The organism is Desulfovibrio sp., from assembly GCF_018379785.1.
GTDB lineage: Bacteria > Desulfobacterota > Desulfovibrionia > Desulfovibrionales > Desulfovibrionaceae > Desulfovibrio.
On sequence record NZ_JAGZUV010000081.1, the window covers coordinates 1 to 11,929 of the forward strand.

The 11,929-nt window shown below is 60.1% G+C and carries 12 protein-coding genes; 5 read left to right on the top strand and 7 right to left on the bottom strand.

Annotation, left to right across the window (positions count from 1 at the left end; translation table 11 throughout):
• Positions 1-108 precede the first annotated feature (108 nt).
• The 4 genes from KH208_RS13615 to rimI all read right to left on the bottom strand — a co-directional run bounded on the left by KH208_RS13615 (position 109) and on the right by rimI (position 3,092).
• The gene (locus tag KH208_RS13615) at positions 109-1,140 is read right to left on the bottom strand and encodes a Smr/MutS family protein (protein ID WP_291437189.1); all 1,032 of its coding nucleotides are present in this window, start codon (positions 1,138-1,140) and stop codon (positions 109-111) included.
• 82 nt (positions 1,141-1,222) lie between these two features.
• Complete coding sequence (secG, locus tag KH208_RS13620; RefSeq protein WP_291437190.1) at positions 1,223-1,633, bottom strand: preprotein translocase subunit SecG; 411 nt, start codon at positions 1,631-1,633, stop codon at positions 1,223-1,225.
• A gap of 197 nt (positions 1,634-1,830) precedes the next feature.
• Positions 1,831-2,595: a triose-phosphate isomerase gene (tpiA, locus tag KH208_RS13625; protein ID WP_291437192.1), complete on the bottom strand. Its 765-nt coding sequence runs from the start codon at positions 2,593-2,595 to the stop codon at positions 1,831-1,833.
• A gap of 20 nt (positions 2,596-2,615) precedes the next feature.
• Positions 2,616-3,092: a ribosomal protein S18-alanine N-acetyltransferase gene (rimI, locus tag KH208_RS13630; protein WP_367114967.1), complete on the bottom strand. Its 477-nt coding sequence runs from the start codon at positions 3,090-3,092 to the stop codon at positions 2,616-2,618.
• Between rimI and KH208_RS13635 the strand changes: the two genes are divergently transcribed.
• Positions 3,091-3,609 (top strand): NUDIX hydrolase, encoded by a 519-nt coding sequence (locus KH208_RS13635; RefSeq protein WP_291437194.1) that lies wholly within the window; start codon positions 3,091-3,093, stop codon positions 3,607-3,609. The genes rimI and KH208_RS13635 overlap by 2 nt on opposite strands.
• Before the next feature lie 288 nt (positions 3,610-3,897).
• On the opposite strand, the gene KH208_RS13640 is transcribed toward KH208_RS13635, so the two are convergent.
• From KH208_RS13640 to KH208_RS13650, 3 genes are read right to left on the bottom strand one after another with little or no spacing between them, the layout of a single operon-like run.
• Entirely contained in the window at positions 3,898-4,683 is a 786-nt protein-coding gene (locus tag KH208_RS13640; RefSeq protein ID WP_291437196.1) for an inositol monophosphatase family protein, read from the bottom strand.
• Positions 4,684-4,695: 12 nt separating this feature from the next.
• A complete protein-coding gene (locus tag KH208_RS13645) occupies positions 4,696-5,721 on the bottom strand; it encodes a rod shape-determining protein (RefSeq protein WP_291437198.1) in 1,026 nt (341 codons plus the stop codon).
• A gap of 2 nt (positions 5,722-5,723) precedes the next feature.
• Complete coding sequence (locus KH208_RS13650; RefSeq protein ID WP_291437200.1) at positions 5,724-6,761, bottom strand: GAF domain-containing protein; 1,038 nt, start codon at positions 6,759-6,761, stop codon at positions 5,724-5,726.
• Positions 6,762-6,990: 229 nt separating this feature from the next.
• On the opposite strand from KH208_RS13650, the gene KH208_RS13655 reads away from it, so the two are divergent.
• Genes KH208_RS13655 through KH208_RS13670 form a run of 4 tightly spaced genes read left to right on the top strand, consistent with a single transcriptional unit; the run spans position 6,991 to position 11,532 of the window.
• Complete coding sequence (locus KH208_RS13655) at positions 6,991-8,727, top strand: hypothetical protein (RefSeq protein ID WP_291437202.1); 1,737 nt, start codon at positions 6,991-6,993, stop codon at positions 8,725-8,727.
• Positions 8,724-9,476: a 16S rRNA (uracil(1498)-N(3))-methyltransferase gene (locus KH208_RS13660; RefSeq protein ID WP_291437204.1), complete on the top strand. Its 753-nt coding sequence runs from the start codon at positions 8,724-8,726 to the stop codon at positions 9,474-9,476. The genes KH208_RS13655 and KH208_RS13660 overlap by 4 nt, the downstream gene beginning before the upstream one ends.
• A 2-nt stretch (positions 9,477-9,478) precedes the next feature.
• Positions 9,479-10,708, top strand: a complete 1,230-nt coding sequence (locus KH208_RS13665) for a replication-associated recombination protein A (protein WP_291437206.1) — start codon at positions 9,479-9,481, stop codon at positions 10,706-10,708.
• Entirely contained in the window at positions 10,705-11,532 is an 828-nt protein-coding gene (locus tag KH208_RS13670; protein WP_291437208.1) for a lysophospholipid acyltransferase family protein, read from the top strand. The genes KH208_RS13665 and KH208_RS13670 overlap by 4 nt, the downstream gene beginning before the upstream one ends.
• Positions 11,533-11,929 lie beyond the last annotated feature (397 nt).

Here is an 11,929-nt window from a genome sequence, read left to right on the forward strand (position 1 = left end):
AGGAGAGGTTCCAAAATTGCCCACTGCTCATCCGTTAATCTTTGGTATTTGCTCATGAAACTCGATTACACGATTTTCATGACTTTTTCTAGAATTATGCAATGACTTCTAGTACAAATCAGCGTCCGCAGGAATACGCTCCCAGTAAATACGGCCTTTTTTACGGTACTTGCGCAGCAGCACATAGACGCTGCCCGGGCCGCCGTCATGGGATTGCGCCGTGCAGAAGGCCAGCACCACCCGCTTAAAAGGATCCTGAGTCAGCCAGCTTTGCAGCTTTTCCCGCAGCACGCCCATCCCGTCAGGCGAATTGCGTCCCCGGCCGGGCACTACCAGCACCGTGCGAAGTCCCTTGTACCAGCAACCGCGCATGAAACCCCGCAGGGCTTCAAAAGCCTGCATGGCATTCAGGCCGTGCAGATCCAGATGCGCTTCCGGGCTCAGCCCACCGGCACGCAGCTTGTTCATGATCATCTGATCCAGGCCCACGACATGCCCTTCCAGATATTCATCCGTAAAGGAAAGAGCGAACTCCAGCTTGCCGTCCATGAAATCCTGCAGGCTCAGCTCGCCCTGCGGCGGCGGAGTGCCTGGTTGCGGTTCAGGGCTGACTTCGCGGCCCCGCGTCTGCAAGGGAAGCACTTCTCCCATGGCCCGCAAAAATGCCATGGCTTCGGCATCTTCCGCGTTGGCGGCGGCCTGTTGCCGCGTCGCTTCCCCTACCGCTTCCGGCTCCACAGGACCGGCGTGTTTTCCTCGAACATGCGCCGGAGCAACAAATGCCTTTTGCGCGGCCTCGCCCGTAGCAGCCCGACGTTCCTTGCGGATTTTTTTGCGCTCTCCGGCGTCAGGCAGGGAGCACTGCTCTTCCAGGCGGAAACCATGCGTGCCGCCTTTTCCTTTTTTCCCTTCCCGCCGCACGCGGCTCATGGCTTGCATGAACAGCTCGGTTTCCTCGGGATTCAGTGTGGCATCATCCGCGTTGTCCTGCGCTGCCCCCGCGTGCACACGCTGTTTTCCCCGCCCTCTCTCCGGTTGCAACACGCGGTCATCCGCCACAGCGGCTTTTTTCTTGTCGGGAAAATTCTTGAGATCCAGAGCGCGAAAAGGGTTTTCCGCAAAAATATCATTGTCGGACATGGCGATACAACCGGAGGACTTTACAAAATGGTAAAAAAAGCCGCGGCATTGCCGCGGCTCACTACTGTCGTCTACAGAAAACTTATGGCGCTTTGGGGACGTCAGCCGGTGCCTGACTGCTCTGCGGAGCCGCCGCAGGCTGCTGTGGCGCGGGGGCGGCCTGCCCGGCATTCTGGTCGGGCTTGGGCGTGGGGGTCACAGGCGCAGCCGGGGCCGGAGATGCGGGTTCTTCAATTTTGACATTCAAGATGGTGGACTCGCTGCTGGGACGGGAACTCGTCACATAGGTGTAACTCAGGGAGGTGATCACGAAAATGACGGCCATCAGCGTAGTAAGCTTGGCCAGAATGCCTCCCGCGCCGCCGCTGCCGAACACCGAGGTGTTGCCGCCGCCGAAAATAACGCCCATGCCTTCCTTGCCAGATTGAAGCAGGACCAGAATAACCAGCAATACGCACACAATGATATGCAGCGTAAGAATAAGAGTCTGCACGAATTCCTCCTCACCACCCGGCGCAGCCCGGCGGCGCTCCAGAAAAAAGGATATACCGGTCTCACATCATCCAAATGCCGCGCGACAACCCGGTAGTTGCGTATGCCCCGCCGTCAATCAACGAAGCCGTAATCAAAGCGCCTCCGTCCTGGCTGCTTCCGCCTGCGGCAAGCGCAAGCGGGGCGGACGGGCCCTCACTATGATCCGATAATCTGCAGAAAACTTTGCGCCTCTAAAGAAGCGCCTCCTACCAGAAGACCGTCCACATTGTCAAGCCCGACCAGGGCGGAAGCATTGGCCGGTTTGACGCTGCCGCCATACAGAATGGGCAGTTCCGCAGCCGTTGCGCCGATCAGATCCGCGAGCAGAGCGCGCAGGACGGCATGCGCCTCCTGTACCTCCACCGGTCCCGCCACCTTGCCCGTGCCGATAGCCCAGACAGGCTCATAGGCAAGGGCGAGCCGACCGGGCAACGTCCCGCGCAGGGCTTCCGGCAGGAGCTCCAGAGCCGTGGCAAGCTGGCGGGCAAGCACGTCCCCAAGCTGTCCGGCTTCACGTTCATGCAGCATTTCCCCCACGCAAAGCATAACCTTGAAACCCTGCGCCAGGGCAAAAGCCGTCTTGCGGGCCACCAGCTCATCGCTTTCGCCAAAGACATGGCGGCGTTCGGAATGGCCGGCCAGAACCCATGTCGCGCCCGCATCACGCAGCATCTCCGCCGAGATTTCGCCGGTAAAGGCGCCCTGCTCCGCAGGATACAAATTCTGGCCGCCCACAGCCAGATTTTTTTTGCCGGTAAAGGCTTCAGCCACGACAGTTATGTCCGTGAACGGCGGGAACACCAGCACCAGCCGATCATGAGGCGTTCCGTCAGCCAGAGCTTCGGCCAGATCTCGAGCTGTTTGTGCGGCTTCAGCACGGGTTTTGTACATCTTCCAGTTGGCGGCGATGATTTTTTGCATGACAGCACCCTTGGCTGGGATCATTCTTGCAGAAGACAGGCGTAGATAAGCGCATCTTCGCCGGTATCCGTATAATAACGCGGGCGCACGCCCACCTGGCGGAAACCGCTGCCCTGATACAGACCGATGGCCGCGTGATTCCCCACGCGCACCTCAAGCAGAACCTTTTGCATACCCATTTTGCGGGCCACTTGCAAGGCCATGTCCAGAATCCGTCGTCCGAAGCCCTTGCGGCGCTCTTCTGGCCTGACGGCCAGGTTGAGTATTTCCAGCTCCTCCAAGGTATGGTATACGGACATATACGCCAGCAGGTCCATGCCCCGGAAAAGGCCGAAAGCCGCGAAAGCCGGTTGCTCAAATGCCGCGCGGCACTGCGCCTCGGACCAGGGCAGGGAAAAACAGCGTTGCTCAAGTTCCCGCATGGCCACGGCATGGCGCGCGTCAAGGCGCTGAAAGACTATCGGGAGCGACGCGCCGGAAGAAATGGGTGCACACATGGATCAAAGCCTTTATCCGGGATTGAAAAACGCCGCTTCTTTCCTGGAGGTGGTGGACGGGCGCAATACGCCGCTCTGCATCATGGCTGAAAAAGACGTGCTGCGCCAGCGTCTGCGTCATCGCGCCACGGCCCTGCTGATCCGCGACAGCGCGGGCCGGGCCTTGTTGAGTTTCCGCGAGGGACGAGGCTGGGGCTTTTCGTCCTTTGCCATGGTGCGGGCCGGGCAATCTTTTGAAGCATGCGCCCGCGGCATGCTCCAGGAGAACTGGGGCGAGCCGGGCGGACGTTTACTGCCGCTGGGTCTCTGCCCCCCCTGCCGGGAAAGCCGCCAAGCCTTTGTGGCTCTGTTTGAAGCCCGTCTCCCCGCTGCTCTGGCCGCCCAAAAAGCGCTGGATCCGGACCGCAGCATGTTGCTGGACTATGACGAGCTCAAGGGCTTGGGCGCGCATTTCGGCGATCTGCTCTCGCCCTTCATGCGGGTGGCCGTTCAGGGCGGCTACGTGCGCCCGCGCTGAGCCTGCAGCATTTTGCGTTTAAAATGGGATACATTTCAAACCATACGCCGACCGCGTGCCCGGAAGCGGCAGCCGTTGGCGGGTCTTCGAGCGTTACGTTAGCTGTAGCCGCAAAGCGACGTACAAATAAGGAAAGCATTGCTGTCGGTGCCCGCAAGCCCTTAAGGCTGGCGGGCACGGCCGCGCCGCCTCCGGTCGCATCCTTGCACTTGGGTTCCGCTGTCCGCTCACACGGGCATCAGAGCAATTCACTCATTCAAATGTGAATTGCTCTGATTCCGGGAAGGCTCAGGCCGTTTTCATCAGAAGCGCCGCCATAGCGTCATGCAGGCGGCCGTTGCTGGCAAGAAGCGCCTCGCCGAAACACAAAGGCTCATTGCGCAGATTGCTGACCCTGCCGCCCGCTTCCTCCACCAGAAGCCAGCCCGCCGCCAAGTCCCAGGGCTTCAGGCCTGCTTCATAAAAGGCGTCCAGACGACCGCAGGCCAGATAGGCCAGATCCACCGAAGCGGCCCCGATGCGCCGCAGGCCCTGGGTTACGGGCAGAACGGCGGCGAGCCGCTCCAATACTTCCGGCAGACGCGCGGCCACATCATAGGGAAAACCCGTGCCCACCAGCGCGTCGGTAAGCGTGGCGGCTTCGGAAACGGCAACGGGCCGGTCATTACAGAAAGCTCCCTGTCCGCGTACGGCCCAGAAGCATTCATCCAGCATGGGCACATTGACCACACCAAGAACCACCCGGCCCTCCTGCCAGAGCGCCACGGAAGTGCCGACCAGCGGAATGCGGTGCACAAAATTGGTGGTACCGTCCACCGGATCGATAATCCAGCAAAGCGGGCCCGGCTGCTGGTCCGAGGCGCTGCTCTCTTCAGCCATGAATGACGCCTCGGGCAGCAGGACGGCCAACTTTTCCTTGAGAAAGGCCTCCACCGCCAGATCCGTTTCCGTCACCAGATCAATGCTGCCCTTGTGCCGCACACGGCGCGGCCGAGGCCAGTGCGCGCGGATGATGGCACCGCTCCGGCGCACGATATCCACGCACTCGCATAAAATGGGCGCCGCCTGGAACATGCCAAATCCTTGTCAGTTGATGAACACGGTATGATAGGCCCGGCGGTCGAGCATGGCCCTGGCCGTGCCGCGCAGAACAGTGGTCAACGGCTCTTTGTCCACAAAAACCTTGAGGCGGGTTTCGCGGGCGATGAACTGATCCAGCCCCTTGAGCAGCGAGCCGCCGCCGGCCATGAGCATGCCGTTGCGGTAGATGTCGGCGGAAAGTTCGGGCGGCGTTTTTTCCAAGGCGCGCAGCACGGTTTCCAGAATGGCCTGTATGGGTTCGCGCAAGGCCTCGCGGATGTGCCCCTCGCTCACCGTAACCACTTTGGGCGTGCCTTGCACCAGGTCCTTGCCGGAAACTTCCAGAGCTGGAGCATTGGGTTGAGGCATGGCCGAGCCCAAGATTTTTTTGACATTCTCCGCCGTGTTTTCACCCAATTCCATGCGAAAAACGTCGCGCATATAGCGTTGTACGGCCAGATTCATGGCATCGCCGGCCACGCGGATGGACTGGGCGTTGGCGATGCCCCCCAGGGAAATGACCGCCACCTCGCTGGTGCCGCCGCCGATGTCCAGCACCAGATTGCCCAGCGGCTCGTGGATGGGCAGGTCGGCCCCGATGGCCGCAGCCATGGGTTCCTCTACCAGGCTCACGTCAGCCGCGCCCGCCAGCAGGGCGGAGTCTATGACGGCCTTTTTTTCTACCTGAGTGATGCCCATGGGAATGCATATGACCATGGACGGCTTGATCAGGCGTAGGCCGTCAATGGCCTTGCGCACGAAATAGGCGATCATTTCGCGGGTGACGTCAAAATCCGCGATGACCCCGTCCTTCATGGGGCGGATGGCGCGGATGCGCTGAGGCGTGCGGCCCAGAAATTCCTTGGCTCCGGCACCCACAGCCAGAACGGCGTTTTTTTGCACGTCAATGGCGACCACCGACGGCTCATTAATCACAATGCCATGGGTCCGGGTATAGAGCAGGGTGTTGGCCGTGCCCAGATCCATGGCAATGTCTTTGGAAAAAAAACGAAAAAAACGCTGCAGGAACATAATTACAGTTCTTTGCGCGGCGGCAGGGGCGCGGTATCCGGATCATAGGCCTGCGGTCCGTCGCTGTGCACCTGGGCCTTGGGCAGCATGGTCCGCAGGCGGGTTTTGAGATACAGATTCTCCAGAAAAAGCGCCAGATGGTCCACTGCCTGGCGCACGAAGCTGCGCATGCTCTCGTCGATCTGGCGGGGGCTGGTGTGCGCCAGGCACAACACGCCGCGCGTGCTCTTGTTGACCATCACCGGCATGCACATGGCGGCCTGAAAATCCGGCATGTCCGGCAGTTTGCCGAACAGCACCGAAGCCGGAGCCCCCTCCACGCCCTCGGCCACCACGGGCTGGTCGTTGCGGAACACCCAGCCGGTAATGCCGCTGCCCATGGGCAGGATCAGCGGTTCGCCGTCCATCAACAGCAGGCGGGCCGATTCGCACTCCACGCAATATGTTTCGCCCGGCGCATCCACTGAAGCAAAGGCGCAGTAGTCAAAGCCGGTGGCGTCGGCCATGGTGCGCAGATAATTCTGCAAGAATTGCGGCCAGCGTTTATAGCGGAAGCGCAGATCCTGAATGACGCCCAGTTCGGCGAAGTAGCGGGGAATGTCCCCGGCCAGTTCCTGTCGGCCGCGACTGCCCTGCTGGCGGGAGATGAGCTCCGCGAAGAGCTGCAGTATCTTGTGGTCCTTGTCGGAAAAGGAGTACTGTCGCTTGCTGTCCACGCACAACGCGCCGCCAGTGGGCACCGGGCAGCCCATGAAGGCCTTGATGCTGGCTTCCTCGCCGTCGGCATAATAGCCCAGATTGCTTTGGCGCTGGTCGAAGTTGGGCACCAGCAGGGGCTGTCGGTTGCGGATGATCCAGCCCACCAGTCCCCTGCCCGGCAGAATGGAGACGTCGGGAGAAATCTTGTCGCCCAGACTAAAGGACGCGGACAGGTAGTGGGCCTCGCCTTCCTCGTCAGGCAGGAACAATACGGCCGAATAGGCGTCAAAAACACTGCAGACAATGCTCAGAATATGTTTTTCAAGAGAATTTGCGATCATAGCGCGTGGGGTTGAAGGTGACGGGGCGCGGCGGCCCAGGCAACGGCCCGCATGCGCTGGCTTGTTGTAGCAAAGCGTTTCCGGCGTCGCAACTGCTTTTGCGCCGCGCGCGGGCCTTGCGCCGCGAGGAAAAAACAGAGCGGAAAATCTGCAAAGCCATATTCTGCGTACTGGAATTATTCCGGAAAAAAGGGTACCAAAATAAAAAAAGTTGTTACAGGAATCGCGGATGATAAAATGGCAAGAGGTTTTCAGCAAAGACGGGCTGCCCTGGCAGGATGCCACGACGTTGTCCGAACCTGTTGCCATCAGCGACCTGGACGGACTCAAGCGTTTTCTGGACGCCGTCCATATTCGTTTCTGCCTTGTCAAACCCTATCAGGAAAATAAAAATTATCCACTGGTGGAGGGGCGCGAACTGCTGCCCTCCTTTGATAACGACATGTTCGAATACAAGGATCTGCCGGGTTTCGCCCTGGTGGCCTTTGCCCGCCAGCTGGACTATTTTTCCGAGATATTTCAATTCGACAAGCTGCACCCGGTCATCACCGAGGCGGACGGCGCCTGCTGCCCGCTGGAGAATCAGGTTATTGATCTGAACATTCAGACCCTGGCGTCGCGCCTGCCGCGCATTCATCAGGATATTTTCCGTCAGCAGTTCCGCTATGTGGATACGGTTCTTCTGGACAATTACCCTTCCCTCATGCCCTATCTGCTGAACATGGACAGGGCCCAGGTGCTGGCCTGGGATGCGGACAAACTCTTCCATCTGGCCGGGGTCTTCGCCTCCTTCCCTTCGGATATCGACAGCGAGCTCAAGCGCTTCGGCATCCGTATCGGCAAGTTCGTTTACGGCGACAGCGACATGTACGAACGCAACCGCATGTTCGTCTATCAATACCTCATGGAACTGTATGGCTTTCCCATCGTCTCGGAGCGGCGCACTTCCAGCGCGCTCTTCGCCCGCAAGCTGCACAAAATGGGCGAGCGTTTTCTCCTGCGCGTCATGGGCCAGACCGATCGCACGCTGACCACATACATCTCCAACGGAGAAAACCGGCGCTATCCCATGCTGGAAAAAATAGCCCTGGTGGCTGTGGACGAAGATCAGGAAGAGGCCTTGGACATCATCGACAAAGACGGCTTTTTTCTGGACAAGACCAAGCGGGTGGTGATCATCCGGATCACCTACCGTCAGCACCGTTTCGACTCCAGCAACGTGCGCCAGGACCGCGCTCTTTCCGTGGCCGGGCAGGAAGTGCTGCACCCGCTCACCGGCGAAGCTCTGCGCGGCCTGAATATTATCAAGGACGCCAGCAACATGTTTTTGCGCCTCAACGACATCGTTCGGGGCGAATTCACGGGCCGCATTGTCTACAAGCGTACGGAAGTGGTGGAAAATACCGACACGGACGAAAAACGCCTCAAATTTCTGTACACTTGGCTGAGCAAGCACCAACGCCGGATGATCAGCTACAGCGACGAGTTTTTCGCCAATGTCAGCAAAGTCCTGTCCGGTTATCTTTTCGCGCCGGAAAACAGCGAGATGTTCGATAACATGCGCGACCTGTACCAGGAAGTCTGCACGCGCTTCAGCTATATCCAGCAGGCCCGGCGGGTGCGCATTCTGGAAGACATCTGCCAGCGTACCTTCAGAGGCGCGCGCATCACCTACCGGCAGATGATGCGCGAGGCCGTTGATCTGCTCAATGAACTCAAGTTTGAGATCGTCAATTTCTTTCCGGCGCTGGTGGACGACGTCATCGGCTGTGTGGAAAAAATTCTGCGCGACCGGTATTTGCAGCGCAATTATCTGGATGTGCCTGAAAGCTCTCTGACCAGAGCCGGTCTGGAAATACGCAAAAACTACGGACGGCTGGTCTCTCTGCAGGACGGCTTCAAGGCCGTGCGCAAGGCACGCCTAGGCACGGAGGCCAAGGCAATGAAGGAAGTGATTGTGGCATGAGCGGACCATTTTTATATCTGCCGCCCGAAGCCGGGGAATGGGAAGTCAGCCTGGAAGTCCAGGAAGCCAAGCACCTGGGGCAGGTGCTGCGGCTTGCGCCGGGCGACGAGGTAGGTCTGCTGGACGGCCAAGGCCGCACGGGCCGCTTTGCTGTCCGCGCGGTGAGCAAAAAAAGCGCCCGCCTGGAATGCCTGAGCGAATCGTTTACCCCTCGGCCCGCGTCCCTGGCCGTCATGGCTCTGGCCTTCAGCAAGGCCGTGCGGCGCGGCTTTTTCATGGAAAAAGCCGCGGAATTGGGCGCGCATGCCGTCTGGCTCTGGCAGGGCGACCACAGCCAGGGCAAACTGCCGGCCGGCGCGCGCGATTCCTGCCAGGGGCAGATGATCGCCGGCGCCAAGCAGAGCGGCAATCCCTGGCTGCCGGAAGCGCGGGCTTTGACCGGGGGCGTGGACGAACTTGTGGAACTTTCCCGCGTCGCCGACCAGCGTATTCTGCCTTGGGAAATGCAGGAAAATGTGCCCATGCTGACGCCGGATATGGCGGGCAGGGCGGGTGTGACCGTCTATATCATCGGACCGGAGGGCGGTTTCTCCGCGCGGGAACTGGACGCCCTGCGCGCGGCGGGCTTTACGGCGGTCAGCCTGGGAGCCCGGATTCTGCGTTGTGAAACGGCGGCCACCCTCTGTCTGGGCATTCACTGGTGGGCCTCGCAATTGCCGGGCCGGAATGCGGAACACGCGGAGAGCTGAACATGGCTATCAGCAAGCCGCTGCCCGAACGTATGCGCCCAGACGATGTGGCGCAGTTCCTGGGTCAAAGCCATTTGGCGGATCGGCTGCGTTCCTTGATGCAGGCCAAGCGCCTGCCCAGCCTGCTTTTTTTCGGCCCTCCCGGCTGCGGCAAATCCACCTTGGCCCTGCTGCTGGCTAAATCCACGGGCAGAAAATATCTGCGGCTCAGCGCGCCCGAGGCGGGTTTGCAGCATTTGCGCCGCGCTCTGGCCGGGGTGGAAATTCTGGTGCTGGACGAACTGCACCGTTTTTCCAAAGCTCAGCAGGATTTCTTCCTGCCCCTGGTGGAATCAGGCGAACTGACCCTGCTGGCCACGACCACGGAAAATCCTTCTTTCAGCGTCACCCGTCAGCTCCTTTCACGCCTGCACGTGCTGCGCCTGCGCCCACTGGGCCGGGCTGAGCTGATGCAGTTGGCGCGGCGCGGCGCGCAGGATCTTCAGGTACAGTTGGACGATGAGGTGCTGGATCTGTTGGCGGGAGTGGCCCACGGCGACGCTCGCAGCCTGCTCAATCTGGTGGAATACGTGGCCGCACTGCCCGAGGACAAGCGGGACCTGGAGCAGATCAAGGCTGCCCTGCCCGAAGTGCTGATCCGCCATGACAAAGACGGCGACAGCCATTACGAGCTGGCCTCGGCCCTGATCAAATCCATTCGCGGCAGCGATGTGGACGCGGCTCTCTATTATCTGGCCTGCCTGCTGGAAGGCGGCGAAGATCCCCGTTTCGTCTGCCGCCGCCTGATTCTTTCCGCCTCCGAGGACGTGGGGCTGGCCGACCCCGGCGCTCTGCCCCTGGCTGTGGCCTGCCAGCAGGCCGTGGAGTTCGTGGGCATGCCGGAAGGTTTCATCCCCCTGGCCGAAACCGTGGTCTATCTGGCCCTGGCCCGCAAAAGCAACGCTTCCTACGCGGCCTACCTCAATGCCGCGCGCGAAGTGAAGCTCAACGGCGCGCGGCCCGTGCCCCTGCATCTGCGCAATCCTTCCACGCAATTGCAGAAGGAATGGGGCTACGGCAAGGAATACAAATATCCCCACAATTACCCCGATTCCTGGGTGGAACAGCCCTATCTGCCGCCCGAGCTGGAGGGCAGGCGCTTTTATCAGCCGCGCGACAACGGCGAGGAACCGCGCCTTTCCCAGTGGTGGCGCAAAATCCATAAAATCAAAAAGACGGATGAGCAGTCATGATTCCCCAGCATGTTGACGGCGTTTTTCTTGAAAAATTCCTCACCGGCGACGTTTACCGCAGCCCCGAAGTGCGGGCGGGCGCGTTCAGCCGCTTGCTGCCCTCGCTTTCCTTTTACAGCCGTCTTTTTCTGGGGCCCGTGCGCTGGCTCTGCCGCCGGGCCTCCCAAGGCAGATGCGACGACGCCGCCTGGGTTTATGCCAGTATCTGGACGGCGGATCTCATGGAACGCATGGGCTGCCCCATTGAGGTGGAGGGTATGGATGCCATCAGTGCCGTGGATGAGCCCTGCCTCTTTGTGGCCAATCACATGAGCACGTTGGAAACTTTCATGCTGCCGGGCATGATCCGCCCAAGGCGGCCCGTGACCTTTGTAGTCAAGAAAAGCCTGACCACCATGCCTTTTTTCGGCGCGGTAATGCGCTCGCGCGACCCCATTGTGGTAGGCCGGGTCAACCCCCGCGAGGATCTCTCGGCCGTACTGAACGGCGGCGTGGAACGCCTCAAGAGAGGCGTTTCCATCATTGTTTTTCCGCAGAGCACGCGGTCCAGCATCTTTGACGAGCGGCATTTCAACAGCATCGGCGTCAAGCTGGCCCGACGGGCCGGAGTGCCCATCGTGCCGCTGGCGCTCAAGACGGACGCCTGGGGCCAGGGTAAAAAGATCAAGGAACTGGGACCGGTCAAGACAGGCATGGCCGTACGCTACCGTTTCGCCAAGCCCATACGCGTTCAGGGCCAGGGCAAGGAAGAACACGCCGCCATCTGCAACTATATTTCCAGCACCCTGGCCGTCTGGCAGGAACAGGACGGCATCAACCGCTGACCTTTCGGGCTGGCCTTGGCTGAAAGTTTTTCCGTTGCCGCAGCCTGACAGACATGCGGCGTCCGCCTTGCGCGTCAGGCACGGCGTAGTGATGAGGCACAGAGCCGGACGGAAAACGCCGCAGCTCAAGCAGATTACTTTTGAAACGCTTTGCCTTTCAAAGGCTCATTCAGCCGAAGAACGCAGCCTTCGACTGAATCCATGCCGCTTCGCGGCGCGCCTCACCCTGTTCGGCGTTAGAGCATTTTAAAGTTAACATGCTCTAATCCGGGGATCTCAGAAATAAAAAAATCAAAATCACCCGCATAGCGGGTGGTTTGCTCCAGCCCTATAAGGGCTTGTTACCGGCCAGCGTCTAAAGGCGCCGGCTTTCACTTTGTTCAAGCCCAGAGCCTTT

What these genes read in the sequence shown, in the direction of transcription:
- KH208_RS13615 (WP_291437189.1), bottom strand. Translation starts at nt 1,140, where the DNA reads ATGTCCGACAATGATATTTTTGCGGAAAACCCTTTTCGCGCTCTGGAT.
- tpiA (WP_291437192.1), bottom strand. Translation starts at nt 2,595, where the DNA reads ATGCAAAAAATCATCGCCGCCAACTGGAAGATGTACAAAACCCGTGCT.
- KH208_RS13635 (WP_291437194.1), top strand. Translation starts at nt 3,091, where the DNA reads ATGGATCAAAGCCTTTATCCGGGATTGAAAAACGCCGCTTCTTTCCTG.
- rimI (WP_367114967.1), bottom strand. Translation starts at nt 3,092, where the DNA reads ATGTGTGCACCCATTTCTTCCGGCGCGTCGCTCCCGATAGTCTTTCAG.
- KH208_RS13640 (WP_291437196.1), bottom strand. Translation starts at nt 4,683, where the DNA reads ATGTTCCAGGCGGCGCCCATTTTATGCGAGTGCGTGGATATCGTGCGC.
- KH208_RS13645 (WP_291437198.1), bottom strand. Translation starts at nt 5,721, where the DNA reads ATGTTCCTGCAGCGTTTTTTTCGTTTTTTTTCCAAAGACATTGCCATG.
- KH208_RS13650 (WP_291437200.1), bottom strand. Translation starts at nt 6,761, where the DNA reads ATGATCGCAAATTCTCTTGAAAAACATATTCTGAGCATTGTCTGCAGT.
- KH208_RS13655 (WP_291437202.1), top strand. Translation starts at nt 6,991, where the DNA reads ATGATAAAATGGCAAGAGGTTTTCAGCAAAGACGGGCTGCCCTGGCAG.
- KH208_RS13660 (WP_291437204.1), top strand. Translation starts at nt 8,724, where the DNA reads ATGAGCGGACCATTTTTATATCTGCCGCCCGAAGCCGGGGAATGGGAA.
- KH208_RS13665 (WP_291437206.1), top strand. Translation starts at nt 9,479, where the DNA reads ATGGCTATCAGCAAGCCGCTGCCCGAACGTATGCGCCCAGACGATGTG.
- KH208_RS13670 (WP_291437208.1), top strand. Translation starts at nt 10,705, where the DNA reads ATGATTCCCCAGCATGTTGACGGCGTTTTTCTTGAAAAATTCCTCACC.